Source organism: Duganella sp. 1224 (genome assembly GCF_013408245.1).
GTDB lineage: Bacteria > Pseudomonadota > Gammaproteobacteria > Burkholderiales > Burkholderiaceae_D > Rugamonas.
Window position 1 is genome coordinate 962,885 of record NZ_JACBYS010000002.1, and the last position, 26,053, is coordinate 988,937.

The following is a 26,053-nucleotide window of genomic DNA, read 5'->3' on the forward strand; positions in this document are numbered from 1 at the left end:
GATTTTTCTGTTATTAAGTTACAGAAATCAGCCTCAACGCGGTAAAGAACACCATGCCGAAGATGATGGTTTCCAGCATATTGCGACGCAGCAAATAATAGATCGTCGCAGCAATGCCGGCCAGCAGCTTGTAATTGCTGGCATCCAGCACCGCCTGGCCATCGGCGGCCAGGATCAGGTCCGGCGCCACGATGGCCGCCAGCGCGCAGGCCGGCGCGTAGCGCAGCATCTCCTGCACCCGCTTGGGGATGGTGATGTGGTGGCCGACCAGCCAGAAGGCGCTGCGCGTGGCGGCGGTGGCCAGCGCCAGCACAAAGATCACCACCCAGATTTCCCAGTCAGCCACGCTTGCCTCGCCATTTTTCCGAAGTTTCTTCAATCAGCATCGCCGTCAGCATGCCGATCAGCACCGCCGCCAGCAGGCCCAGCTTGTACGGCAGCGCATGCGCCAGCACCGACACGGCGCCGGCCACCAGCACGCCGCACAGCGCCGGCCGCCCTGCCGTCAGCGGGATCATCACGCAAATAATCGCCAACGTGCCGGCAAAACTCAGGTTCCACTCCGGCGGCACCGCGCTGCCGAGGAAAATGCCGGCAATCGAGCCGATCTGCCAGGACGCCCAGTTGGGGTACAGCAGCCCTTTCAGGTACGACAATTTGCCCAGCTGCGGCGCTTCGGAAGGAAATTTTTGCAGGAACAGCGCCACTGAAATGTCGCCCGACACATAGCCCAGCATCAGGCGCTGGCGCCACGGCAGATGGGAAAAATGCGGCGCCAGCAGCGCGGAAAAGATCACAAAGCGCAGATTGACCACCAGCGCGGTCACGAAAATGACCCAGATCGGCGCGCCGGCGGCGATCAGCGGCAGCGAGGCCAGTTGGGCGGAGCCGGCAAACACCACCAGCGTCATGCCCAGCGCCTGCGGTATCGTCAGGCCGGACTTGACCATGGCGATGCCCACCACCAGGCCCCAGGCGCCGATGCCAAACAGCGACGGCAGGCCGGTCTTGACGCCGGCGCGCCAGGACGGTTCGTGGTGGGTGTCCACGCTGGGCGGCGCGGCTGTGCTGCTCGATTCGGTCATGATGGTTGTGGCATTCCTGCCACATGGCGGGCTGGGCCGGTGTTGTAGAGGCGCTATTTTACCGACGATTTTTGCCAAATGCGCGAATCCGTTAAAATCGTGCTTTTCTCTCAGCCATCCGGAGCCACCAGACATGACCAACCCAAACACCGCCGCAAACGCAGTTGAACTCGATGGCAAAGACCTGCCGGCCCACTGCCCGAACCCTGCCATGCCGCTGTGGTCGTCGCATCCGCGCGTGTTCCTGGAATTCGACGCCCACGGCGTGGCCAAGTGCCCTTACTGCGGCACCGCCTACCGCCTGAAGCCAGGCACCGTGGTCGGCCACCACTAATCCAGCGTCGGCCCGCCATGCCATCCAAGAAAACGCACAACGGCAGCGCCGCTGAGACCGAAGCCGCTTTCTACGACGCCCTCAACCGCGCCGACCTGGAAGCCTTGATGGCCTTGTGGGCGGACGACGACGAAATCGTCTGCATCCATCCGGGCGGCGTGCGCCTGATCGGCCACGCAGCCATCCGCGCCTCCTGGGCCGCCATCCTCGAACATGGCGGCCTGCACATCCTGCCGTCGCAGTTGCACGAGACGCACACCTTGATGAGCTCGGTCCACACGGTGGTCGAGGGCACCACCGCCGCCAGCGGCGAACCGGCGCACCTGCTGGCCACCAATGTGTATGCGAAAACGCCGAAAGGCTGGCGCATTGTGCTGCACCATGTCTCCATCGCGCCCGGTCCGGCGCCGGTCGACACCCACAGCCAGATCCTGCACTAAGCCGCCGTGAAATACAGCGCACCGTTCTGGCTGCCGAGCGGCCATCTGCAGACCATTTATCCGGCGCTGCTGATCCGCAAGCCGGCGGTGCGCTTCCGCCGCGAACGCTGGGACACGCCGGACGGCGACTTCATCGATATCGACTTTGTCGACGGCGCGCCGGACCAGCCCTTCGTGGTACTGTTCCACGGCCTGGAAGGCTCGTCGGACAGCCACTATGCGCGCGCCCTGATGGCCGAGGCCCAGGCGCGCGGCTGGTCCGGCGCCGTGCCGCACTTTCGCGGCTGCTCGGGCGAAGCCAACCGGGCGCCACGCTTCTACCACTCCGGCGACGCCGCCGAAATCGACTGGATCATCCGCCGCCTGCACGCCCGGCGCGTGGCGGCCGGCGCCACCGGCAAGTTCTACGCCACCGGCGTCTCGCTGGGCGGCAACGCGCTGCTGTGCTGGCTGGGCGAGTCGCAGCATGATGCCGAGTTCGTCAACGCCGCCTGCGCCGTCTCCGCGCCGCTGGACCTGGCGCAGGGCGGCGTATCGCTGTCGAGCGGCTTCAACATGGTGTACACGCGCATGTTCCTGCAGACGCTGAAACCGAAATGCGTAGCCAAACTACAGCAGTTCCCCGGCCTGTTCGATCTGGACGCGCTGCACGCCGCGCGCGACCTGTACGCCTTCGACAACATCGTCACCGCGCCGCTGCACGGCTACCGCAACACCGAGGACTACTGGGACCGCGCCAGCGCCAAGCACGTGCTCAACGACATCACCGTGCCGACGCTGGTGCTGAACGCCAAGAACGATCCCTTCCTGCCCGGCCGCCACTTGCCGCAACGTGCGTCGCCGCGCGTGGTATTGGATTATCCTGAGCATGGCGGCCATGTCGGCTTTGCCGTTGGCGGGCCGCCGGGGCGCATCACCTGGCTGCCCGGCAAGCTGATCCACTTCCTCGAACAACATGGATGACATCGTCAAACAGGCGCTGGCCAAATGGCCCAATGTGCCGCACTGCTACGGCTGGCTGGCGCTCGACGCGCGCGGCCACTGGCGCATGCGCGACGAGCGCGCCCAGCACTGCAACCTGCCCGGCGACAAGCTGACCAACGCCGCGCTGGTCGGCTTCATCACGCGCAACTACGCGGTCGATGAGCACGGCTGCTGGTATTTCCAGAACGGACCGCAGCGCGTGTACGTGCAGCTCGAAGCCACGCCCTACATCGTCCGCACCGATCCTGCGCAGGGCTGGCGGCTGCACACCGGCGCGCCGCTCGGTGCGCCCGAGGCCGCCTTTATGACCGAGGCCGGCGCGCTGGTGCTGCGCCATGGCGATATCGTCGCGCAACTGGACGACCGCGACTTCGCCGACGTGCTGCCGCAGTTGCGCATGGACGGCGCGCCGGTGGAAGACGAGGTGCTGCTGGCCTGGCTGGAAGGCCGCGCGGCCGGCGCGCTGACCTTGCATGAGGTGGTGGTGGAACGGATCGCCGCCGATCAGCTGGCGGCGCGCTTCGGCTACGTCAGCGTACCGACGGCCCCTGCTGCAGCGGATCGGTGAGCTTGCGGATGCGGTCGAATGGGTTGTTGGCGTTGAAGCCATCGTCCTTGCCGTCCTGATCCGACTTCATCTCCAGCTTGAACGCCGGGCGCGACTCGCCCAGTTCCTTCTTGCCCTTGTCGGCCATTTCCTCGCGGCGGCGGGCCTGCCACTCGCGCTCGCGCGCATCGATCAGCGACTGGTCGTAGAACGACGCGTCCGGCGCCTTGCGCGCATAGCTCAGCTGGTCCAGCGCCGCCATCACGCCGCCCTGCAGATTGTACGACTCGGCCAGCGCGATGTGCTGCAGTGCCAGCTTGCCTTGCTTGGAATACACCTGCGCCAGCAAATCGTAGGCCTCGATGTCCTCGCGGTACAGCTGCACCTGGTCGCGCAGATAGGCGCCCGCCTCGTCCAGCTTGCCGGCGGCGATCAGCGCCTCGCCGTACTGGTGCGCGATGCCGCGCGACAGCGGGAACTTCTGGTGCGCGGCCTCGGCCTCGGCGGCCGCCTTGGCCAGCACTTCCTTGTTGTCGGTCTGCGCCAGCTTGATCTCGATCGACGTCGCGGCAAAGATCGATTCCGCCTTGCTGCGCGGCGACGCGCCGAACACGCCGGCCGGCGGCGGCCGGTTGACCGTCTCCTGCGCCTGCGTCAGCCACTTCTGCGCGGCGGCGGTGTCGCCCTGCTTCATGGTCAGGAAGGCCATCCCGTACTGGCCGGCGGCCTTTTGCTGCCAGCTGTCCTGCAGCATCTGGCTCTCGAAGAACGCCTTGGCTTCGCCATAACCGTTGGCAGACTGGTCCTGCAACACGCGGGCGCGCGAACGCACCAGGAAAAAGTCCAGGCTGTCTGGACGCTGGCGATACGGCTGTTCGCGGATGCGCGCCTGGATGTCGGCGATACGTTCCGAGGTCAGCGGGTGCGTCAGCAGCCACGCCGGCACCAGATCGCTGTAGTTGCGCGTGGATGCCTGCATCTGCTGGAAGAAGGCCACCATGCCCGAAGTATCAAATCCGGCCGCGCCCATGATCTGGAAGCCGATGCGGTCGGCTTCGCGCTCGGCATCGCGGCCGAAGTTCAGCTGACGCTGTATCGCCAGTCCCTGGCCGCCGAGGAACACGCCCATGGCCGCGTCGCCGCCCTGGCGCGCCGTCAGCGCCGCCAGGATCATGGCCGCCAGCGGGATCAGCGCGTCCTGCTTCTGCTGGCCGATGGAACGGGCGATGTGGCGCTGCACCACGTGGCCGATCTCGTGCCCCAGCACCGAGGCCAGCTCCGACTCGGTTTGCGCCTGCAACAGCAGCGCCGAGTGCACGGCGATGAAACCGCCCGGCAACGCGAACGCGTTCAGTTGCGGATCGCGCACCACGAAGAAGAAATAATCGTACTTGGCCTCGCCGCGCGCGTCCTTGCGGGCATCCACCAGCGCGTTGCCGAAGTTGTTCATGTATTCGAGGATGGGGCCGTCGTCGAGGTAATCGCGGTCGCGGCGGATATCGCGCATGATTTCCTCGCCCAGCTTACGCTCCATCAACGGCGACAAGTCCTGGCTCTCGGTGCCGCCGAGCGCGGGCAAGTTGGGGATCCTGGCCGGCGCAAGCGCGGTCTGCGCCATGGCCATCGGCATGGTCAGCAGCAGCGCGACGGCGACGGCGCGCATGCGTCCAGAGTAAGAAGAGCGTTTAGCATTCACGGTGATATGATACCCGCAACCCGGGCACGAAGACTGAGTGCCACATTATGAATCATTTTAAGCTGCAACCATGACCACCGAACACCTGACCCACTTCGACGCCACCGGCCAAGCCCACATGGTGGACGTCGGCGCCAAGGCCGACACCCACCGCATCGCCCTGGCCAGCGGCTCGATCCGCATGAAGCCGGAAACGCTGGCCATCATCATGGGCGGCACGGCCAAGAAAGGCGACGTGCTGGGAATCGCCCGCATCGCCGCCATCATGGCCTCCAAGCGCACCAGCGACCTGATCCCGCTATGCCACCCATTGGCCCTGACCCGCGTGGCGGTCGACTTTGAAACCGATGTGGAGAATTCCTCGGTGCACTGCAAGGCGCAGGTGGAAACCTACGGCAAGACCGGGGTCGAGATGGAAGCGCTCACTTCGGTGCAAGTCGGCCTGCTGACTGTGTATGACATGTGCAAGGCAGTGGATCGCGGCATGGTCATGTCCAACATCCGCGTCACCGAAAAACACGGCGGCAAGTCGGGCGACTGGAGCGCCACCAGCTAAGTGTTGACTTTCAACTACTTGAGCGAACTTTATCGCCGGTCAAGCTAGCCGCTACCAGCAATTCCAACAATGATGCATACCCATTCCGCCTGGAGGACGTATGCCTGTCATTTACGGGTTTGCTCTGCTGATCGCCAGTTGGGCAGTTGGTTCTGAACAGCGTGTTGTATGCCCGGAATGGCTTGAACCTGACGCCATCCAGGCGAACCGGCCACCAGCAGGATGGGAGCGTGGATGTATTGCGGGTACAGCAAGTGCGACCGAATGCAGACTATCCAGTCAATCCACCGACGGGCGGATCAAGGAGGTCGTTGAATTCGTCTGCCGCTAGCAGCGAATATCAACGCCCCCTTCTGCCGTTGCGCAACCGGCGTCAGATCTGGGCGATGCCGCCGTCTACGAACAATTCAATGCCGTTGACGAAGCTAGCGTCGTCCGATGCCAGGAATACCGCCGCCTTGGCGATCTCATCCGGGTCGCCCACGCGCCCCATCGGGATCTGCGACGCCAGGTGATCGAGCAGGCCTTGCTGCTGGGCTGGATCGTTGCCCACCAGCTCGACCAGGCCGGGCGTCTTCGTTGGCCCCGGGCTCAGGGTGTTGATGCGGATGCCGCGCCCTTTCAGATCCAGAATCCAGTTGCGGGCAAACGCGCGCACCGCCGCCTTGGACGCGGCGTACACACTGAACGCTTCCGTGCCGCTGCTGCCGGCGGTGGAGCCGGTCAGGATGACCGACGAACCATTGCCCAGCAGAGGCAATGCCGCCTGCACCGTGAACAGCGTTCCTTTGACGTTGCGCGAGAAGGTGTCGTCGAAATGGGCTTCGGTGATTTGTCCCATCGGCAGCATCGAACCGCCGCCGGCGTTGGCGACCAGCACGTCCAGCTTGCCATGGCGCGCCTTGATGCGGTCGAACAGCGCTTGCAGTTGGGCTGGGTCGGCCGAATCCACGCGGACGCCCTCGACCGTGCCGTCGATGGCGCCTACCGCCATATCCAGTTCCGCCTGCCGGCGGCCGGTGAGGTAGACCGTGGCGCCTTCCTTCACAAATCGTTTGGCCATGGCCAGGCCGATGCCGGTGCTGCCGCCGGTGATGACGGCGACTTTCTGCGCGAGTTTAAGTGTCATGTTGATGCTCCTTTGCGATGAAGTTGTGCATCCAGTATGCGGAGCGAAACCGCCGGCGATAAGACAAGCGGGACTCATAACATTTATGCTTTAATCGCATGAGCGAAACAAAATTCCGGTCAGAATGAATAAATTACTTTGGATGCATTGCCTGGTCAGGGCGATCGAGACCGGCAGTTTTTCCGCCGTTGCGCGGGAACTGGGGATAGGCCAGCCGAATGTGAGCCGGCATATCGCGTCGCTGGAGCAGACGCTGGGCACGCGCCTGCTCAACCGCTCGACGCGCCAATTGGTGCCCACGCCCGACGGTCAGCGCTACTACGCGCTGGCGAAGCAGGCACTGGATGTGATCCAGCAGGCCGAGTCCGAGGCGCGCGGACAGCACAATCCACATGGCTTGCTGCGCGTGGCCTGCCCTTCAGCGCTGGCCACCGAAAAATTGGTGGATGCGCTGCCGGAATTTTTGACGCGCTATCCCGATGTGGAGGTGGAGCTCAAGATGGGTGACGGTTATGTCGATCTGATCGCCGAAGGCGTGGATCTGGCCATCCGTGGCGGCGTGCTGAAAGACAGTGCGCTGCGGGCCCGGCGCGTCGGCACCTCGGAGCGCATCTGTGTTGCCAGTCGGGCTTATCTGGACAAGCATGGCACGCCGCAGCGTGTCGAGGATCTGCTGCATCATGAGTGTCTGATCTACACCTTGCTGGCGGGCGATGTGCGGGGCTGGCCGTTGGACAATGGCGAGGTACAGGTGTCCGGGCGGCTGCGTCTCAACAGTCTGGAGGCGATCCGCCGCGCCGCGTTGGCCGGGCTCGGCATTGCTTATCTGCCGGCGTGGATGGTGGCGCAGCATCTGCGCAGCGGCGAGCTGGCAGCGGTGTTGGGCGCCTCTACCACCCGGATGTCGCCGCTGAACGCGGTGTATTCGGCCGATCGCCTGTTGCCGCAACGCGCTACCGTGTTTATCGATTTTATCGCCGCGTTGTTGGCGCGGACGCCCGGGCTGGATGGGCGCTCGCTGTTGCGCTCGCCCGACAGCTGACCGCGGAAATTACCAGTTAGCAATGTAGTGTATTGTCTGATTGTAACTTTTCGTTGGCGAGCATATAATTAATGTCGCAAGGACAATTTTTTGACGGTGGTGTCACCGTAGCCGTTTTGCGCACATAAGAAAGAGTTTGCATGAGCAGCAACCCTCCGCCAGGCGAAGCCAAGACTCAGGAGTACGAGTTCGAGCAAATGAATCTGCAGGTTGGCGGCAGAATTCAGTTCATCACCCACCGCACCATCAAACCCATCCAGCACTTTTCCACGCTGATCGGCTGGGTCAAGGATGAGTACATGATCGTCAAGGTGCCGTTCGAGAACAATGCGCCGATCGCGCTGAATGAGGGCGACAAGCTGACGATCCGGGTGTTTTCCGGCGTCAATGTGTGTTCGTTCTCGTGTGTTGTGCAGCGGGTGTTTCCGCGGCCGCTGTTTTATGCGCATCTGAGTTTTCCGGTGTCGATTCAGGGCACCAGTTTGCGGGCGGCGATGCGGGTCAAGGTGGACATTCCGGCGCAGGTGACGACGTCCACCGGCAACACGTCGGTGTTTCTGGTCAACCTGAGCGTGTCGGGGGCGCTGATCGAGTCGCCCAAGCAGTTGTCGGACGGCGATGCGCAGGTGGGGCTGTCGTTTTATCTGATTGCGCAGCCGGGCAACCGCCAGGTGCGGGTGAATCCGAACGCGACCATCCGCAACATCAACGTGGTCAAGCCGGCGACGGGGGACAAGCCGGAGGTGTTCACTTATGGCGTGCAGTTCATCGACCTCGATCCGGTCCACTACACCATGCTGCAAAACCTCACCTACGAAGCGCTGATCGCCGACCGCCAGAAGATCGTTTAAGCAGAAAAAAACCCGGCGGCTGCCGGGCTTTTCATCTGCGTCCCAATTAAGGAGTGGTAGGAGGAGGATTGTTCTTCTCCACTGCACTTTTCACACTATCGTTACCGGAATCAATCGTCGTGGACCAGGCAATGTTTGCGGTGGAGCCGCTGGAAGGCACCATCGTAATCGTATTGGCTTGCAGACTGGTTTTGGCGGCATCGGACAACGTGGCGACGATCGTGCCAGCGGTGACAGCCACCGAGTCAATTTCGGCAGTCTTGGAGAAAGCAGGCAGCGCTGCAGTTTGGTTGGTGCTGCTGCAGTTCGTCGCAACACCGCCGGATTCCTGAATGCACAATGCAACGGCAGTTTTCATGCCATCCAACGCGGCGACAGCGCTTTGTGCTTTGGCTTTGGCGGTGTAGTTGCTGTACTGCGGAATCGCGACGGCGGCCAGGATGCCGATAATGGCGACCACGATCATCAGTTCGATCAGGGTGAAGCCGCCTTGGGCTTGTTGTTTCATCATTTTCATGGATTTCATGTTCGGCTCCTTGGGTGGTAAATACATTGTTGGGTGACACATCCTGGTAATTGCAATTGGTGTGCCAGCCTGTTTTTGCCCAATATTTCAGCAATCCGGGCCGAAAACTGCCACTTTTTGTCAGGCCAGACCGCCGCAATTTGTCAGACTGGCCTGGAGTGACAAAAAGTGTCAGGCCACGCGGAACGCCAGTTGAGTGCCGCTGAGGTCGATCACGTCGCCGTTGCTCAGGCATTCGGCGGTTTGCCGGTCCAGCGCCGTGCCGTTGAGCAGCGGCGCGGCGTCGCCTTCGGTGTGGGTGATGGTGTAAAACTGGGGGTGACGGTGGATCACCACCACCTGCACGCCGGCCCGGCCCAGCGTGGTCTGCGGCTTGGTCAGTGGCACGTGCTTGCCGGCGTTGGCGCCGTTCAGTACCGACAGTTCGGCCAGCACCGGCTGCGCCGCCGCCAGCGGCCGGATGCCGTCGGCCACGAACGTCAGCCGGACTTTGGCCAGGCTGATCACGTCCTGGTGCTGCAGGAAATGCTTGCCGATGCGGTGGCCGTTGACGAACGTGCCATTGGTGCTGTGCAGGTCTTCGAGGAAGGAATCATCGAGGATGGTGACGATGACCGCGTGCTCGGCGCTGATGGCCGGGTGCGTCAGCACGATGTCGTTGCGCGGGTGGCGGCCCAGCGTCATGCGCTCTTTGCTCAGTTGGAGGTGCTGCTCGGGTTGTCCGTCGTGCGCGATGAGGAGCTTGGCCAATCTTTTCTCCGGCTGATTGTGGGTGGGACGGTGCGCTTGCTTTCACCCCGGACGAAAGGGTCTGACCCCGTACGGGGTCAGACCCTGACGCCGGCGGTGTGCGGGTTGCGCGGGTGCCGTCTGCCGCACAAAAATAAAGGGGAGCACGCGGCTCCCCTTTATTATTCCATAACCGGACGGTCTGGATTACAGCATCGCCTTCAGCAGACGCGCCATTTCCGATGGGTTCTTGGTCACCTTGATGCCGCAAGCTTCCATGATTTCCAGCTTGGCTTGCGCGGTGTCAGCGCCGCCCGAGATCAGCGCGCCGGCGTGGCCCATGCGCTTGCCTGGAGGAGCGGTAACGCCGGCGATGAAGCCAACCACCGGTTTCTTCATGTTGTCCTTGATCCAACGCGCCGCGTTGGCTTCGTCCGGACCGCCGATTTCGCCGATCATGATGACCGCGTCGGTGTCAGGATCGTCGTTGAACATCTTCATGACGTCGATGTGCTTCAGACCGTTGATCGGGTCGCCGCCGATACCGACTGCCGACGATTGGCCCAGACCCAGCGCGGTCAGCTGACCCACGGCTTCATAGGTCAGGGTGCCCGAACGCGACACCACGCCGATACGGCCTTTCTTGTGGATGTGACCTGGCATAATGCCGATCTTGATTTCGTCAGGGGTGATCAGGCCTGGGCAGTTCGGGCCCAGCAGCAGGGTCTTGGAACCGGCTTTGGCCATGCGATCCTTGACTTCCATCATGTCGCGGACTGGGATGCCTTCGGTGATGCAAATCGCCAGGTCCAGTTCGGCTTCAACGGCTTCCCAGATGGCGGCGGCGGCGCCGGCTGGCGGCACGTAGATCACCGACACGGTGGCGCCGGTTTCCGACGCGGCTTCCTTGACCGAACCGAAAATTGGAATGCCTTCGAAGTCTTCGCCGGCTTTCTTCGGGTTCACGCCGGCAACGAAGGCGTTTTTGCCGTTCGCGTAGTCGCGGCACATGCGGGTGTGGAACTGGCCGGTTTTGCCGGTGATACCCTGGGTGATGACTTTGGTGTCTTTGTTGATCAGAATAGACATATCGGTTCCTTAATTATTTACCAGCAGCTGCGGCAACAACGCTCTTCGCTGCGTCTTCCATCGTGTCGGCGGAGATGATCGGCAGACCGGAGTCGGCCAGCATCTTCTTGCCCAGGTCTTCGTTGGTGCCCTTCATGCGGACCACCAGCGGTACCTGCAGCGAAACGGCTTTCGATGCGGTGATCACGCCTTCGGCGATCACGTCGCAGCGCATGATGCCGCCGAAGATGTTCACCAGGATGGCTTTCAGGCCTGGGTTCTTCAGCATGATCTTGAACGCTTCGGTCACTTTCTCGGCCGTGGCGCCACCGCCCACGTCCAGGAAGTTGGCCGGCTCGCCGCCGAACAGCTTGATGGTGTCCATGGTTGCCATGGCCAGGCCGGCGCCGTTCACCAGGCAGCCGATGTTGCCGTCCAGCGAGATGTAGGCCAGGTCGAATTTCGATGCTTCGACTTCGGCTGGATCTTCTTCGTCCAGGTCGCGGTAGGCGACGATTTCAGGGTGACGGAACAGCGCGTTGGCGTCGAAGTTGAACTTGGCGTCCAGGGCGATGACCTTGCCCGAACCGGTCAGGATCAGCGGGTTGATTTCGGCCAGCGAGGCGTCGGTTTCCCAGTAGGCTTTGTACAGGCCTTGCAGGTTGGTGACGGCGTCGGCGATCGAGCCTTCCGGCACGCCGATCTTGGCGGCGATGGCAGCGGCGTCGGCGTCGGTCAGGCCCACGGCCGGGTCGATGGCGATCGAGTGGATTTTTTCAGGGTGCGATTCAGCGACTTCTTCGATGTCCATGCCGCCTTCCGACGAGGCCATCAGGACAACGCGCTGGGTCACGCGGTCGGTAACCAGCGAGACGTACAGTTCTTTCTTGATGTCCGCGCCTTCTTCGATCAGCAGGCGGCGTACTTTTTGACCTTCCGGGCCGGTCTGGTGGGTCACCAGCTGCATGCCCATGATCTGGTCAGCGTATTCTTTGACTTGTTCCAGCGACTTGGCCACTTTGACGCCGCCGCCTTTGCCACGGCCACCGGCGTGGATCTGCGCTTTTACAACCCAGACTGGGCCGCCCAAGGTTTCAGCAGCTTTGACTGCTTCTTCAACGGACATGCACGGAATACCGCGCGGTACCGTCACTCCGTATTTTCGGAGAATTTCTTTGCCTTGATACTCATGGATCTTCATGCTGGCTTCCCTTCTGATGCTGATGTATAAATCGGTTGAATGATTAAGCAGATGTTGTTGCTACGCGCTACCCGGTGCTGCTTTGTCCACCCAGCGCGGGTAAAACTTCGCCGCTGCGCCGGGGTCACGGTGCAGGACTTGGAATTCTTCGGATTGAAACAGTTGATGCAGAGGGGCTGCCAATATCCCGCGTGCCGTCCTCGCTGGGGACAGCTGTGGCGCGCGTGCTCGCTGCGCACGACGGGTGACTGGAGTTAACAGAGACATAAGATCGATACCGCTCTCACGGCATGGGTTAGTTAGCAGCCTGGCGTGTTTTCTCTTATTAAAAACACACGTTGCCGCAGCTTCTACGGACAACCACCGCCCCCGCGGTGCTGCAAAAACCCTCAAAGTGTAGCACACCCAAGATGGAGTTGACATCTTAGTCGTCGAGATCGGCGCCTTTGATGACCTTTTGCACGGTGCGTTGCGAGAAGCCACGCTGCAACAGAAAGCGAATTTGCTTATGCCGTTCCTGCACATCGTTTGCCACCACGCCGAACTTGCGCTGCCAGATGTCGCGCGCGCGGTCGAGCTCGGTATCAGCCAGGTGGGATTTGAGGTCTTGCAGGGCTTCGCCACCGACGCCATGGCTTTGCAGCTCGGCGACGATGCGGCTGTTGCCGTAGCGGGATGCACGGCGGTGGATCAGCGATTCGGAGAAGCGCTCTTGCGACAGCCAGTTGCTTTGTTCCAGCAGGTCGAGCAAGGCGTCGATGTCGTCGCCCTCCTCGGCATACTTGGCCAGCTTGCGGCCCAGTTCCTGGCGGCTGTGCTCGCGCAGCGAGAGGAAACGCAGGGCGCGCGCCTTGAGGCTTGGTGGGGGTGTTGGCATAGCGTTACTCCCGCGCGGGCGGGAGTCCATGGCATGCTTGCTCAGCATGGGTCCCGGCCTGCGCCGGGACGACAGGCTTAGGCCGCGTCGGCTTCAGGCTTGGCCGGCTTCAGCTTGACCACGGTGTTGTCGGTGGCCAGCGGCGGCAACACACGTACGCCCAGCGATTCGCGCACCTTGTTTTCAATTTCCCACGCCAGCTCCGGACGCTCCTGCAGGAACAAACGGGCGTTGTCCTTGCCCTGGCCGACGCGCTCGCCGTTGTAGCTGTACCACGAGCCCGACTTCTCGACGATCTTGGCTTCCACGCCCAGGTCCAGGATCTCGCCTTCGCGCGAGGTGCCGGCGCCGTACAGGATGTCGAAGTGCGCTTCCTTGAACGGCGGCGCAATCTTGTTCTTGACCACCTTGACCTTGGTTTCGTTACCGATGACCTCGTCACCGGACTTGATCGAGCCGGTGCGGCGGATGTCCAGGCGCACCGAGGCGTAGAACTTCAGCGCGTTACCGCCGGTGGTGGTTTCCGGCGAACCGAACATCACGCCGATCTTCATGCGGATCTGGTTGATGAAGATGACCAGCGTGTTGGTGCGGTTGATCGAGCCGGTCAGCTTGCGCAGCGCTTGCGACATCAGGCGCGCTTGCAGGCCCGGCAGGGCGTCGCCCATGTCGCCTTCAATTTCCGCGCGCGGGGTCAGGGCGGCGACCGAGTCGACCACCACCAGGTCCACCGAGCCGGAGCGCACCAGCGCGTCGCAGATTTCCAGCGCCTGTTCGCCGGTGTCCGGCTGCGAGATCAGCAGCTCGTGCAGGTTGACGCCCAGCTTCTGCGCATAAGTCACGTCCAGCGCGTGTTCAGCGTCGATGAAGGCGCAGGTGCCGCCCAGTTTTTGCATCTCGGCGATGGTTTGCAGCGTCAGCGTGGTTTTACCCGACGATTCCGGACCGTAGATTTCCACCACGCGGCCGCGCGGCAGGCCGCCGACGCCCAGCGCCACGTCCAGGCCCAGCGAGCCGGTCGACACGACCTGCACTTCTTCGATCGGTGCGCTGGCGTCCATGCGCATGACGGAACCCTTGCCGAATTGCTTTTCGATCTGGGCCAGCGCAGCAGCCAGCGCCTTGGCTTTTTCAGATGCAGGTACTACGCCTTTTTTGTCGTCCATAATGTGCTTTCAGCCGGTTAGATTGTTCGATACAGGTAGCACTGTATAAAAAAACAGTGCTTAATGCAAGCGGGATTTTTGCAAATTCTTTGAGAAAGCACAAAAAGTCGCCAAAATAGGGCCTTGTGCAGCCGGAGTAGATTCACATGCGTATATTACTTGCCGAAGACGACAGCGTACTGGCCGACGGGCTGACCCGCTCCTTGCGCCAGTCGGGCTACGCCATCGATTGCGTCCGCAACGGGCAAGAGGCGGACACCGCCCTGTCGACCCAGGAATTCGACCTGCTAATCCTGGACCTGGGCCTGCCCAAGCTGTCCGGGCTGGAGGTGCTGCGCCGCCTGCGCGCGCGTTCGTCGCTGCTGCCGGTGCTGATCCTGACCGCCGCCGACTCGATCGAGCAGCGCGTCAATGGCCTCGACCTCGGCGCCGATGATTATATGGCCAAGCCGTTCGCCTTGTCCGAACTGGAGGCCAGGGTGCGCGCCCTGACCCGCCGCGGCGCCGGCGGCGGCGCCACCGTCATCCGCCACGGCCCGCTCAGTTATGACCAGGTCGGCCGCAGCGCCTACATCAACGAGCAGATGCTGGACCTGTCGGCGCGCGAGCTGGGCCTGCTGGAAATCCTGCTGGCCCGCACCGGCCGGCTGGTATCGAAAGAACAACTGGTCGACCACCTGTGCGAATGGGGCGAGGAGGTCAGCAACAACGCCATCGAGGTGTATGTGCACCGCCTGCGCAAGAAGATCGAGGTCGGCGGCGTGCGCATCGCCACCGTGCGCGGCCTCGGCTACTGCCTGGAGAAATTCAACGAGGCCGCCGCGCGCGCCAGCGCCGAGGCCGGAGACGCCAACAAGTGAGCGCGCCCCAGGAAGCCGAACTGGCGTATCAGCCGCCCGCGCCCGACGCGGACGAGGACATACAACATTCCCTGTTCGGCGAAATCCTGGACTGGATGCTGGCCCCGCTGCTGCTGCTGTGGCCGATGAGCATCGCCATCACCTACCTGGTCGCCAAGTCGATCGCCAACCAGCCCTTCGACCACGCGCTGGAGGACAGCGTCACCGTGCTGGCCCAGCAGGTGCGCTCGGTCGACGGCAAGCTGATCAAGAGCCTGAGCGGCTCGGCCCGCGACATCCTGCGCGCCGACGACATCGACAACGTCTACTTCCAGATCCAGGGCCCGCGCGGCGAACACATCGACGGCGACCGCGACATGCCGCAGCCGGTGCTGGACGACGAGGACAAGACCAGCGCCGGCGGCGTGCGCTTCCGCAACGACAGCATGCACGGCGCGCCGGTGCGGGTCGCCTTCGCCTACGTGCAGATCGAGCGCAACGACGGCAGCTCGCCGCAGCTGGCGCTGGTGCAGGTGGCGGAAACGCTGGAGAAGCGCGCCCAGTTGGCCAACGCCATCATCAAGGGCGTGATCCTGCCGCAGTTCATCGTGCTGCCGGTGGTGCTGGCCCTGGTGTGGTTTGCGCTGGCGCGCGGACTGTCGCCGCTGGCGCAGCTGCAGGAACGCATCCGCGCCCGCGGTTCCGAGGACCTGAGCCCGATCGCCTCCAACCAGGTGCCGGAGGAAATCACGCCGCTGGTGCGCTCGCTCAACGAGATGCTGTCGCGCTTGTCGCTGACCATCGACATGCAGAAGCGCTTCATCGCCGACGCCGCCCACCAGATGCGCACGCCGCTGGCCGGCATGCGCATGCAGTCCGAGCTGGCGCTGCGCCAGACCGACAGCGGCGAGATCCACCGCTCGCTGGAGCAGCTGGCCAAGAGCTCGGAGGCGGCAACGCGCCTGGTGAACCAGCTGCTGGCCCTGGCGCGCGCTGAAAATCATCCGCAGACCGGCAGCGCCATGGCGCCGCTGGACCTGGCCGAGCTGGCGCGCATGGTGGTGCAGGACTGGGTGCAGGCCTCGTTCGCGCACCATATCGACCTCGGCTTTGAAGCGCCGCCGCAGCCGCTGGTCATCACCGGCAACGCCACCATGCTGCGCGAGCTGCTGTCCAACCTGATCGACAACGCGCTGCGCTACACGCCGGCCGGCGGCAGCGTCACGGTGCGCGTGCGCAGCGACGAGCTGGAGCACGGCTACCTGGAGGTGGAGGACACCGGCCCCGGCATCGCTCCGGGCGAGCGCGAGCGCGTATTCGAGCGCTTCTACCGCATCCTCGGCAACACCGCTGAGGGCAGCGGACTGGGCCTGGCGATCGTGCGCGAGATCGCCCAGCAGCACAACGCCGAGGTCGACATTTTCAACAACCCGCGCGCCACCCAGCCCAAGCTGCCGGGCGCGCTGTTCCGCCTGACCTTCGCGCTGCCGCCGGCGCCGCGCGAGGACGACGACGAACCGCCGTACTATGGATAAACCAGCCTCCCCCGCCGCCCAGCCGCAGCCATCCGCCGCCGGCCCCGCCGCTGTGGCCGGGCCGACGTCCGCCCACGCCGCCCACGCCGCCCTCCCGCCGGACGGGCCAACCGGGCCCCGGCTCACGCGCCTGCAGCACTGGCACAAGGTCCGGCGCATGACCACGTTGCTGCTGCTGCTGTGGCTGCTCACCGGCTTTTGCGCCGCCTTCTTCGCCCGCGAGCTGGCCGGGCTGAGCGTGTTCGGCTGGCCGCTGTCGTTCTACCTGGCGGCGCAGGGCGCGTCGCTGGTCTACCTCGGCATCATCGGCTTCTACGCCTGGCGCATGCGCCGGCTGGACCGCGCCGCCGCCACGGAGCACCGCGCGTGAAGCCGCCCCGCACCTTCTTCCAGCGCCTGCGCAGCTACTACGCCATGTTCACCGCCGGCTTCGGCTGCTTCCTGATCGCGCTGGCGGCGCTGGAGCAGGAAGGCATGCCGCGCCAATGGATCGGCTACCTGTTCATGTTTGCCACCATCGTGCTGTACGCGCTGATCGGCGTCATCAGCCGCACCTCCAACGTGCTGGAATACTACGTGGCCGGGCGCCGCGTGCCGGCCATGTTCAACGGCATGGCCACCGCCGCCGACTGGATCTCGGCCGCCAGCTTCATCAGCCTGGCCGGCGGCCTGTACCTGCACGGCTTCGACGGCCTGGCCTACATCATGGGCTGGACCGGCGGCTACTGCCTGGTGGCGCTGCTGATCGCGCCCTACCTGCGCAAGTTCGCCCAGTACACCATCCCCGACTTCCTGGCCGAACGCTACGGCGGCGCCGACAACGCCGACCACGGCGGCCGTCTGGTACGCGTGCTGGCGGTGATCGCCACCATCATCGTCTCCTTCACCTACGTGGTGGCGCAGATCTACGCGGTGGGCCTGATCGCCTCGCGCTTCACCGGCGTCGACTTCTCGGTCGGCATCTTCCTCGGCCTGGCCAGCATCCTGGTGTGCTCCTTCCTCGGCGGCATGCGCGCCATCACCTGGACCCAGGTGGCGCAGTACATCATCATCCTGGTGGCCTTCCTGATCCCGGCCATGTGGCTGTCCGCCAAGCACTCGGACAATCCGATCCCGCAGGTGGCCTACGGCAAGCTGCTGCCCAAGCTCAGCGCGCGCGAGCACGTGCTGCAGGAAGATCCGAAAGAGGCCGAAGTGCGCGCCCTCTTCCGCGCCCGCGCCGCCGACTACGAACGGCGCCTCGCCACGCTGCCGGCCTCGTGGGAAATCGGCCGCGTCGAGGCACAGCGCAAGCTCGACCAGGTCAAGGCGCGCAACGCCTCGCTGCTGGACATCCGCAACGCCGAGCGCGAACTGGTGGCCTACCCGAAAAATGCCGACGAGGCCGAACGGCTGTGGACCGAGGCGCGCGAGCAAAACCTGCAGCGCGCCGAGCCGATCACGCCGCACGCCACGCCCTACCCCGGCGACGCCGACACCTCCGACATCAAGCGCAACAACTTCCTGGCGCTGGTGTTCTGCCTGATGCTGGGCACGGCCGCGCTGCCGCACATCCTGATGCGCTCCTACACCACGCCCTCGGTGCACGCAACCCGGGTGTCGGTGCTGTGGACGCTGTTCTTCATCCTGCTGATCTACCTGACCATTCCGGCGCTGGCGGTGCTGGTCAAGTACGACATCTACAGCGCGCTGGTCGGTACCGACTACCACCACCTGCCCAACTGGGTGTCGTACTGGGCCAACGTCGACAAGGTCAACCCGCTGTTCAGCATCAGCGACGTCAACCACGACGGCGTGGTGCAACTGGCCGAAATCACCATCGACGCCGACGTGCTGGTGCTGGCCACGCCGGAAATCGCCGGCCTGCCCTACGTGATCTCCGGGCTGGTGGCGGCCGGCGGCCTGGCGGCGGCGCTGTCGACGGCGGACGGCCTGCTGCTGGCCATCTCCAACGCGCTGTCGCACGACGTCTACTACAAGCTGGTGGACCGCGGCGCCTCGACCCAGAAGCGGGTGACGATTTCCAAGCTGCTGCTGCTGGCGGTGGCCTTCATCGCCGCGTATGCCGCCTCCACCAAGCCGGGCGACATCCTGTCGCTGGTGGGCGCGGCCTTCTCGCTGGCCGGATCGACGCTGTTCCCGGCGCTGGTGCTGGGCGTGTTCTGGAAGCGCGCCAACCACCATGGCGCGGTGGCCGGCATGACGGTCGGCTTCCTGGTGTGCGTCTACTACATGCTGCACACCAATCCGATCCTGGGCGGCGGCGCGGCCAACCAGTGGTTCCACATCGCGCCGATCTCGGCCGGCATCTTTGGCGTGCCGGCCGGGCTGATGACGGTGGTCGCGGTCAGCCTGCTGACGCCGGCGCCGGGGCCGCAGAGCGGCGCACTGGTCGACTACATCCGGGCGCCGGAACAACAATAAAATACATTGTCGTGATGGCGTTTTTGATAACTTGGTGCTATCTTGCATCAGTTACCGATTTTATAACACGCCCCCCCATGCGCTACCACTTCCTTCACGTCCTGGCCCTGGCCGGCGCCCTGCTGTGCGGCCCGTCGCTGGCCGCCGACGCGGCCAAGGGTCCGCCGCCGATCGCCGACTTTTTCAGCAACCCGGAATTCACCGACGCCCTGCTGTCGCCGAGCGGCAAATACCTGGCGGTACGGGTCAGCAACAAGAACAGCAAGCGCGACATGCTGGGCGTGGTCGACCTGAGCACCAACGCCATCAAGGTGGTAGGCAACTTCAAGGATGCCGACATCGGCACCTACCAGTGGGTCAACGACGAGCGCCTGGTGTTCACCGCCACCGACCGCGACCTGGCCGAGGGCGATCTGCGCTATGCGCCCGGCCTGTACGCCATCAACCGTGACGGCACCAAGTTCCGCCAGCTGGCGATGCGCGACGGCCAGCCCTTCATCAGTGACGCCGGCGCCATGGGCGCGCGCGAGTTGCTGCCGTGGCACACCTATCTGCTGCCGCAGCACGGCACCCAGGATACCGAGTACATCTACGTCGAAGACCGCATCTTCAGCGCCAATGGCGAATACCTGTACAGCAACCTGGTGAAACTGAACACGCTCAACGGCCGCATCACCGGCGGCGTCAAGCGTCCGGGCGACAGCTACTTCTGGCTGCTGGACAACCAGGGCGAGCCGCGCCTGACCCTCACCAGCGACAAGGGCGGCACCAACAGCCTGTACTACCGCGATCCCGCCAACGACGAGTGGCGCAAGCTGACCGACTTCGAGCGCTACACCAACCAGGGCGCGTTTGGTCCGCTGTCGTTCGGACCGGACGGCACCTTCTACGTCATCAGCGGCAATCCCGGCAAGGACACCACCGCCGTATTCACCTACAACATCGCCACCGCCACCCTGGCCGGCAAGCCGCTGGTGGCGCTGGACGGCTACGACTTCCGTGGCGACATGATCGTGCGCAACAACAAGCTGCTGGGCGTCAACCACCTGACCGATGCCTGGGGCACCACCTGGCTCGATCCGGCGATGAAAGCCATGCAGGAAAAGATCGACAAGATGCTGCCCCACACCGTCAACCTGCTGACGCTGCCGGAGCGGCCGCAAACGCCGTGGGTGATGGTGACCGCCTTCGCCGACATCTGGCCCAAGCGCACGCTGCTGTACAACACCGAGACCGGGAAGCTGACCCTGGTCGGCGCGTCGCGCGCCAGCATCGATCCCAACCAGATGGCGCGCAAGGACCTGGTGCACTACAAGGCGCGCGACGGCCTGCGCATCCCCGCCTGGCTGACGCTGCCCAAGGGCGGCGGCAAGAACGGGCCGCTGGTGGTGCTGGTGCACGGCGGCCCGTGGGTGCGTGGCGGCGAATGGGACTGGGACGCGCAAACGCAGTTCCTGGCCTCGCGCGGCTACGCAGTGCTGGAACCGGAATTTCGCGGCAGCACCGGCTACGGCGGCCGCCTGTACCACGCCGGCTGGAAGCAATGGGGCCTGAAGATGCAGGACGACATCACCGACGGCACCCGCTGGGCCATTGCCCAGGGCTATGCCGACCCGCAGCGCATCTGCATCGCCGGCGCCAGCTATGGCGGCTACGCCACGCTGATGGGCCTGATCAAGGAGCCGGCGCTGTACAAATGCGGCGTCGAATGGGTGGGCGTCAGCGACATCAACCTGATGTACAACGGCAGCTGGTTCTACAGCTCCGACCTCACCGACGACTACAAGCGCTACGGCATGCCGGTGCTGATCGGCGACCCGCAGAAAGACGCGGAACAGCTGAAAGCCACCTCGCCGCTGCTGCGCGCCAGCGAGGTCAAACAGCCGCTGCTGATGGCCTACGGCGGCGCCGACACCCGCGTGCCGCTGCCGCACGGCACCAAGTTCTACAAGGCGGTCAAGGAAACCAACCCCAACGTCGAGTGGATCGAATACGAGGACGAGGGCCATGGCTGGCGCGTGCCGCAGAACCGCATCGACTTCTGGAGTCGCGTGGAGAAATTCCTCGACAAGAATATCGGCCACGGACCATAAGACCGCGCTTCCGGCGGCGCGCCGGCACAACATTAATATACATTTGGGTTGTAGCGCTTTTGGCAAGCTGGTGCTATCGTAATCACGTTACTTATTTTATAACGTATTCATGCGAGTCCACCACCTCCTGCGCGCACTGGCCCTGGCCGGCGCCTTCCTGTGCGGCCACACCGGCGCCGCCGACGCGGCCAGCCCTCCGCCGCCCATCGCCGATTTCTTCAGCAACCCGCAATTCACCGGGGCGGTGCTGTCGCCCAGCGGCAAATACCTGGCAGTCAAGGTCAGCAACAAGAACAGCAAGCGCGACATGCTGGGCGTGGTCGACCTCGCCAATAACGCGGTCAAGGTGGTGGGCAACTTCAGCGATGCCGACATCGGCGCCTACCAGTGGGTCAACGACGAACGGCTGGTGTTCACCGCCACCGACCGCGACCTGGCGCAAGGCGACATGCGCTACGCGCCGGGCCTGTACGCGATCAACCGCGATGGCAGCAAGTTCCGCCAGCTGGCGATGCGCGACGGCCAGCCGTTTATCACCAGCGGTTCCAGTCTGAACTCGCGCGACCTGCTGCCATGGCACACTTATCTGCTGCCGCAGCGCGGCGCCCAGGATTCCGAATACACCTACGTCCAGGACCGCATTTTCAGCAGCAGCGGCGAGTATCTGTACACCAACCTGCTCAAGCTGAACACGCTGAACGGCCGTGTCTCCCGCTCAGTCAAGCGCCCGGGCGACACCTACTTCTGGATGCTGGACAGCAGGGGCGAGCCGCGCCTGACCATGACCACGGAAAAAGGCGGCACCAACAGCGTGTACTACCGCGATCCGGCCAGTGACGAGTGGCGCAAGCTGACCGATTTCGAACGCTACACCAACCGCGGCGGCGCTTTCCGTCCGTTGTCGTTCGGACCGGACGGCACGCTGTACGTGCTGAGCCACACGCCCGGCAAGGATACCTCGGTGGTGTTCGCCTACGATATCGCGGCCGGAAAAATGGGCGACAAGCCGCTGGTCTCGCTGGACGGCTACGACTTCCGCGGCAACATGGTGGTACGCGACAACAAACTACTGGGCGTCAATCACCTGACCGACGCCTGGGGCACCAGCTGGCTCGACCCGGCAATGAAAACCTTGCAGGACAAGGTGGACAAAATGCTGCCCAACACCGTCAACATGCTGACGCTGCCGTCCAAGCCTGAAACGCCATGGGTGCTGGTGTCGTCGTTTGCCGACATCTGGCCGCGCCGCACGCTGCTGTATAACACCGAGACCGACAAGCTGACCCTGATCGGCGAGAGCTTCCCCGATATCGATCCGAACCAGATGGCGCGCAAGGAGCTGGTGCACTACAAGGCACGTGACGGCCTGAACATCCCCGCCTGGCTGACGCTGCCGAAGGGCGGCGGCAAGAACGGGCCGCTGGTGGTGCTGGTGCATGGCGGCCCGTGGGTGCGCGGCGGCGAATGGGAATGGAACGCCGACGCCCAGTTCCTGGCCTCGCGCGGCTACGCCGTGCTGGAGCCGGAATACCGCGGCAGCACCGGCTACGGCGGACGCCTGTACCGCGCCGGCTGGAAGCAATGGGGCTTGAAAATGCAGGACGACATCACCGACGGCACCCGCTGGGCGATTGACAAGGGCTACGCCGATCCCAAGCGCATCTGCATCGCCGGCGCCAGCTATGGCGGCTATGCCACGCTGATGGGCCTGATTAAAGAACCGGATCTGTACAAGTGCGGCGTTGAATGGGTGGGCGTCAGCGACATCAACCTGATGTACACCGGCAGCTGGTTCTACGCCTCCGATTTCACCGACGACTACAAGCGCTACGGCATGCCGGTGCTGATCGGCGACCGCGAGAAGGATGCGGAACAGCTGAAAGCCACCTCGCCGCTGCTGCGCGCCAGCGAGGTCAAACAGCCGCTGCTGATGGCCTACGGCGGCGCCGACACCCGCGTGCCGCTGCCGCACGGTACCAAGTTCTACAAGGCGGTCAAGGAAACCAACCCCAACGTCGAGTGGATCGAGTACGAGGAAGAGGGCCACGGCTGGAAGCTGCCGAAAAACCGCATCGACTTCTGGGGCCGGGTGGAGAAATTCCTCGACAAGAATATCGGCGCGGGACGGTAAAGCGGTATAGTCTCGGTGCAGCAAGCCTTTCAACCATCGTGGGGGAGCGAGCATGGCATCGGGAAAGATTCTGGTCGCACAGGGAGGCGGGCCGACCGCCGTCATCAACCAGTCGCTGGCGGGCGTGGTGCTGGAGGCGCGCCGCTTTCGCGACTGCAGCCGCGTGTACGGCGCGCTGCACGGCGTGCGCGGCATCGTCAACGAAGACCTGGTCGACCTGACGCGCGAAACCAGCAACAACCTCGAACAGGTGGCCGCCACGCCATCCTCGGCGCTCGGCTCCACCCGCGACAAGCCGGACGTGGCGTATTGCGCCGAGATCTTCAAGGTGCTGCAGGCGCACGAGATCGGGCAGTTCTACTACATCGGCGGCAACGACTCGTCCGACACGGTGCGCATCGTCAGCGAGCAGGCGCAGGCGGCTGGCTATCCGCTGCGCTGCATCCACATTCCCAAGACCATCGACAACGACCTGGTCGGCAATGACCACACGCCGGGCTTTCCGTCGGCCGCGCGCTTTGTGGCGCAGGCCTTCGCCGGCGCCAACCTGGACAACGCCGCGCTGCCCGGCGTCTACGTCGGCGTGGTGATGGGCCGCCACGCCGGCTTCCTGACGGCCGCCGCCGCGTTGGGCAAGAAGTTTCCGGACGATGGCCCGCACCTGATCTACCTGCCCGAGCGCGTGTTCTCGCTCGACCAGTTCCTGCAGGATGTGAAGGCCACATACGCCCGCTATGGCCGCTGCGTGATCGCGGTGTCGGAAGGCATCCATGACGCCAGCGGCACGCCGATCGCCTCGCTGCTGGCCAAGGAAGTCGAGCGCGACGCGCACGGCAACGTCCAGCTGTCCGGCACCGGCGCGCTGGCCGATCTGCTGTGCGATGAAATCAAGGGCAAGCTGGGCATCAAGCGCGTGCGCGGCGACACCTTCGGCTATCTGCAGCGTTCCTTTATCGGCTGCGTGTCGGACGTTGACCAGCGAGAGGCGCGCGAAGTCGGCGAGAAGGCCGTGCAGTTCGCCATGTGGGGCGAGCGCGATGGCTCGGTGGCCATCAAGCGCACCGGCTTTTACTCGGTCGACTACGAACTGTTGCCGCTCAGCGCCGTGGCCGGCAAGACGCGGGTGATGGAGGACGAGTTCATCAGCGCCAGCGGCACCGACGTCACCGACGCCTTCCGCATGTACCTGCGTCCCCTGCTCGGCGCCGGCATGCCGGACGCCTACCGCCTGCGCCCGGCACCGGTCGAGAAAATCCTCAAGCGGACGACTGGCACTTGACGTCCGCGAAGTGCGCGCAGAATGCCAGCTTCTGCCCGGGTATGGCGCTGTTGACCGGCTCACGCGCTTTTTCATGGGCGCGCGCCGTGGCGGCGGGCGGCGCACCACCTTCGCCGCGCCGATCGCGGGCTGCTGCCAGCGCTACTGTCCCAGCGCCGGCAACAGCGGCGTGATGTCGCCGTCGGAGGGGAGCGCGGTCAGGCCCAGCAGGCGCATCACCAGCGGATACACATCCACATTGTCGAACACCGGCAGCACCACGCCGGGCTTGAAGGCCGGGCCGGCGGCGATGAAGGTGGCCGCCATCTCCGGCGCCGCGTTGTCGTAGCCGTGCTTGCCGCCCTTGACCTTGGCCGCGCTTTTCTCGCTGAACACAATGCTCCAGCCCGGATCGGCCAGGCACAGGAAGGCCGGCACCCGCGCGTTGTGGCCGTACGCCAGCCGCGCCGGAATGTCCTCCTTGCGCCAGCACTGGATGTGCGCATACGGCTGGGCCAGCGCCGCCGCCAGCGGCTTCTCGTTGGCCGGCGACGAAGGATTGATGGCCGCATACGGCCCGCTGGTCACCTCCTCGTAACTGCCGGGCGGCAGCGCGCGGTGCAGCGGCAGCACGCGCGTGGCGCTCACGTCCGCCATGCCGTGATCCGACACGATCACCAGGTTGGCTTCGACATGGCGGCTGGCCAGACCATCCAGCAGGCGGCCGATGGCCTGATCCACCAGCGCCACCGCCTCGGTGGTCTGCGGCGCCGACGGGCCGAACTCGTGGCCGGCGTGGTCCACATCGTCAAAGTACAAGGTCATGAAGCCAAACCGCTGATCGGCCGGACGGTCGAGCCACGACAGCAGCGTGTCGACCCGCTCCGCGGCCGGCAGCTTGCCGTCAAACTTGGGCGCGATGGTCGGCCGCACGCCATGAATCGCCGCCTCCGAGCCGGGCCAGAACATGGTGCCGGTGTGGATGCCCTCGCGCTCGGCCGTGACCCACACCGGCTCGGCCTGATCCCACCAGCGGCGGTCGCCCACCGCGTCGGCATCGCTCATCTTGAAGCGCTTGTCGGACACCGAATTGTCGATGATGGTGTTGTCGACCATGCCGTGATGGTCCGGCCGCAGGCCGGTGACCAGCGTGTAATGGTTAGGGAAGGTAACCGACGGGAACGACGGCCGCATCGCCACCGCCCGCGCGCCTTGCGCTGCCAGCCGGTTCAGATTCGGCGTCACGCCGCGCTCCAGGTAATCCGGCCGGAAGCCGTCCATCGAAATCAGGATCACAGGCGGCGCCGGCTGCGCGGCCGCCGCGCCGGCGACCAGCGCCAGCCACAAGGTGAGGAGTTTTTTCATGGCCGGCAGTATGCCAGCCATGCATGACGAACACATGAAAAAAGCGGGCACGCGGCCCTAATGCCGTTCAGTTAAGACTGAACGGCATTTTTATTTTGCGGTGTTGTAAACGTAAGAAGAGCCTGTTAACCTGCGGCTCATGCTTGATGATGCGATTCACTATTTGGCTGAGAACCA

The 26,053-nt window shown here is 64.3% G+C and carries 25 protein-coding genes; 14 read left to right on the forward strand and 11 right to left on the reverse strand.

All coding sequences use genetic code 11. The features are described from left to right. Positions 1–13: 13 nt before the first annotated feature. Positions 14–346: an AzlD domain-containing protein gene (locus tag FHW58_RS16360; RefSeq protein ID WP_179674169.1), complete on the reverse strand. Its 333-nt coding sequence runs from the start codon at positions 344–346 to the stop codon at positions 14–16. Continuing rightward, positions 339–1,085, reverse strand: coding sequence for an AzlC family ABC transporter permease (locus tag FHW58_RS16365; RefSeq protein WP_179674170.1), 747 nt, complete (start codon positions 1,083–1,085; stop codon positions 339–341). Before FHW58_RS16365 ends, FHW58_RS16360 begins: the two co-directional genes overlap by 8 nt. 133 nt (positions 1,086–1,218) lie before the next feature. Between FHW58_RS16365 and FHW58_RS16370 the strand changes: the two genes are divergently transcribed. Genes FHW58_RS16370 through FHW58_RS16385 form a run of 4 tightly spaced genes read left to right on the forward strand, consistent with a single transcriptional unit; the run spans position 1,219 to position 3,411 of the window. Next, on the forward strand, positions 1,219–1,419 hold the full coding sequence (locus FHW58_RS16370) for a zinc-finger domain-containing protein (RefSeq protein WP_179674171.1): 201 nt from the start codon (positions 1,219–1,221) through the stop codon (positions 1,417–1,419). 17 nt (positions 1,420–1,436) lie between these two features. After that, a complete protein-coding gene (locus FHW58_RS16375) occupies positions 1,437–1,859 on the forward strand; it encodes a nuclear transport factor 2 family protein (RefSeq protein WP_179674172.1) in 423 nt (140 codons plus the stop codon). Between the two features lie 6 nt (positions 1,860–1,865). Beyond that, positions 1,866–2,822, forward strand: coding sequence for an alpha/beta fold hydrolase (locus tag FHW58_RS16380; RefSeq protein WP_179674173.1), 957 nt, complete (start codon positions 1,866–1,868; stop codon positions 2,820–2,822). Then, a complete protein-coding gene (locus FHW58_RS16385; protein WP_179674174.1) occupies positions 2,815–3,411 on the forward strand; it encodes a DUF2946 family protein in 597 nt (198 codons plus the stop codon). The genes FHW58_RS16380 and FHW58_RS16385 overlap by 8 nt, the downstream gene beginning before the upstream one ends. On the opposite strand, the gene FHW58_RS16390 is transcribed toward FHW58_RS16385, so the two are convergent. Then, positions 3,374–5,053, reverse strand: coding sequence for a M48 family metalloprotease (locus tag FHW58_RS16390; protein WP_179674175.1), 1,680 nt, complete (start codon positions 5,051–5,053; stop codon positions 3,374–3,376). The two genes, FHW58_RS16385 and FHW58_RS16390, sit on opposite strands and share 38 nt — an antisense overlap. 103 nt (positions 5,054–5,156) lie before the next feature. On the opposite strand from FHW58_RS16390, the gene moaC reads away from it, so the two are divergent. Next, positions 5,157–5,642 carry a cyclic pyranopterin monophosphate synthase MoaC gene (gene moaC, locus FHW58_RS16395; protein WP_179674176.1) on the forward strand — a complete coding sequence of 162 codons (486 nt, stop codon included), beginning with the start codon at positions 5,157–5,159 and terminating at the stop codon, positions 5,640–5,642. A gap of 373 nt (positions 5,643–6,015) precedes the next feature. Here moaC and FHW58_RS16400 read toward each other — a convergent pair whose 3' ends face one another. Next, on the reverse strand, positions 6,016–6,771 hold the full coding sequence (locus FHW58_RS16400) for an SDR family NAD(P)-dependent oxidoreductase (RefSeq protein WP_179674177.1): 756 nt from the start codon (positions 6,769–6,771) through the stop codon (positions 6,016–6,018). Positions 6,772–6,895: 124 nt separating this feature from the next. On the opposite strand from FHW58_RS16400, the gene FHW58_RS16405 reads away from it, so the two are divergent. Then, positions 6,896–7,813 (forward strand): LysR family transcriptional regulator, encoded by a 918-nt coding sequence (locus FHW58_RS16405; RefSeq protein ID WP_179674178.1) that lies wholly within the window; start codon positions 6,896–6,898, stop codon positions 7,811–7,813. A 140-nt stretch (positions 7,814–7,953) separates the two neighbouring features. Next, a complete protein-coding gene (locus FHW58_RS16410) occupies positions 7,954–8,664 on the forward strand; it encodes a flagellar brake protein (RefSeq protein ID WP_179674179.1) in 711 nt (236 codons plus the stop codon). Between the two features lie 46 nt (positions 8,665–8,710). Here the strand turns inward: FHW58_RS16410 and FHW58_RS16415 are convergent, their stop codons facing one another. From FHW58_RS16415 to recA, 6 genes are all read right to left on the reverse strand, one after another. Further along, entirely contained in the window at positions 8,711–9,190 is a 480-nt protein-coding gene (locus tag FHW58_RS16415; protein ID WP_179674180.1) for a pilin, read from the reverse strand. A gap of 171 nt (positions 9,191–9,361) precedes the next feature. Next, entirely contained in the window at positions 9,362–9,940 is a 579-nt protein-coding gene (locus FHW58_RS16420; protein ID WP_179674181.1) for an FHA domain-containing protein, read from the reverse strand. A 186-nt stretch (positions 9,941–10,126) separates the two neighbouring features. Continuing rightward, positions 10,127–11,008, reverse strand: coding sequence for a succinate--CoA ligase subunit alpha (gene sucD, locus FHW58_RS16425; protein ID WP_179674182.1), 882 nt, complete (start codon positions 11,006–11,008; stop codon positions 10,127–10,129). A 13-nt stretch (positions 11,009–11,021) separates the two neighbouring features. Beyond that, positions 11,022–12,188 carry an ADP-forming succinate--CoA ligase subunit beta gene (sucC, locus tag FHW58_RS16430; protein ID WP_179674183.1) on the reverse strand — a complete coding sequence of 389 codons (1,167 nt, stop codon included), beginning with the start codon at positions 12,186–12,188 and terminating at the stop codon, positions 11,022–11,024. Positions 12,189–12,612: 424 nt separating this feature from the next. Beyond that, positions 12,613–13,065, reverse strand: coding sequence for a recombination regulator RecX (gene recX, locus FHW58_RS16435; RefSeq protein ID WP_179674184.1), 453 nt, complete (start codon positions 13,063–13,065; stop codon positions 12,613–12,615). A gap of 77 nt (positions 13,066–13,142) precedes the next feature. Then, positions 13,143–14,231 (reverse strand): recombinase RecA, encoded by a 1,089-nt coding sequence (gene recA / locus FHW58_RS16440; RefSeq protein ID WP_179674185.1) that lies wholly within the window; start codon positions 14,229–14,231, stop codon positions 13,143–13,145. A gap of 146 nt (positions 14,232–14,377) precedes the next feature. Here recA and FHW58_RS16445 point away from each other — a divergent pair, with 146 nt between their 5' ends. The 7 genes from FHW58_RS16445 to FHW58_RS16475 all read left to right on the forward strand — a co-directional run bounded on the left by FHW58_RS16445 (position 14,378) and on the right by FHW58_RS16475 (position 24,532). After that, on the forward strand, positions 14,378–15,091 hold the full coding sequence (locus tag FHW58_RS16445) for a response regulator transcription factor (protein WP_179674186.1): 714 nt from the start codon (positions 14,378–14,380) through the stop codon (positions 15,089–15,091). Further along, on the forward strand, positions 15,088–16,605 hold the full coding sequence (locus tag FHW58_RS16450; protein WP_179674187.1) for a sensor histidine kinase: 1,518 nt from the start codon (positions 15,088–15,090) through the stop codon (positions 16,603–16,605). The genes FHW58_RS16445 and FHW58_RS16450 overlap by 4 nt, the downstream gene beginning before the upstream one ends. Next, positions 16,598–16,975: a DUF4212 domain-containing protein gene (locus tag FHW58_RS27855; RefSeq protein WP_179674188.1), complete on the forward strand. Its 378-nt coding sequence runs from the start codon at positions 16,598–16,600 to the stop codon at positions 16,973–16,975. Before FHW58_RS16450 ends, FHW58_RS27855 begins: the two co-directional genes overlap by 8 nt. A gap of 44 nt (positions 16,976–17,019) precedes the next feature. Then, positions 17,020–19,029 carry a sodium:solute symporter family protein gene (locus FHW58_RS16460; RefSeq protein WP_218892794.1) on the forward strand — a complete coding sequence of 670 codons (2,010 nt, stop codon included), beginning with the start codon at positions 17,020–17,022 and terminating at the stop codon, positions 19,027–19,029. Positions 19,030–19,106: 77 nt separating this feature from the next. Further along, on the forward strand, positions 19,107–21,122 hold the full coding sequence (locus FHW58_RS16465; protein ID WP_179674190.1) for a prolyl oligopeptidase family serine peptidase: 2,016 nt from the start codon (positions 19,107–19,109) through the stop codon (positions 21,120–21,122). A gap of 109 nt (positions 21,123–21,231) precedes the next feature. Further along, on the forward strand, positions 21,232–23,253 hold the full coding sequence (locus tag FHW58_RS16470) for a S9 family peptidase (protein ID WP_179674191.1): 2,022 nt from the start codon (positions 21,232–21,234) through the stop codon (positions 23,251–23,253). A 52-nt stretch (positions 23,254–23,305) separates the two neighbouring features. Beyond that, entirely contained in the window at positions 23,306–24,532 is a 1,227-nt protein-coding gene (locus tag FHW58_RS16475; protein ID WP_179674192.1) for a 6-phosphofructokinase, read from the forward strand. Between the two features lie 141 nt (positions 24,533–24,673). Here the strand turns inward: FHW58_RS16475 and FHW58_RS16480 are convergent, their stop codons facing one another. Further along, positions 24,674–25,876, reverse strand: a complete 1,203-nt coding sequence (locus FHW58_RS16480) for an ectonucleotide pyrophosphatase/phosphodiesterase (protein ID WP_229265348.1) — start codon at positions 25,874–25,876, stop codon at positions 24,674–24,676. Positions 25,877–26,053 lie beyond the last annotated feature (177 nt).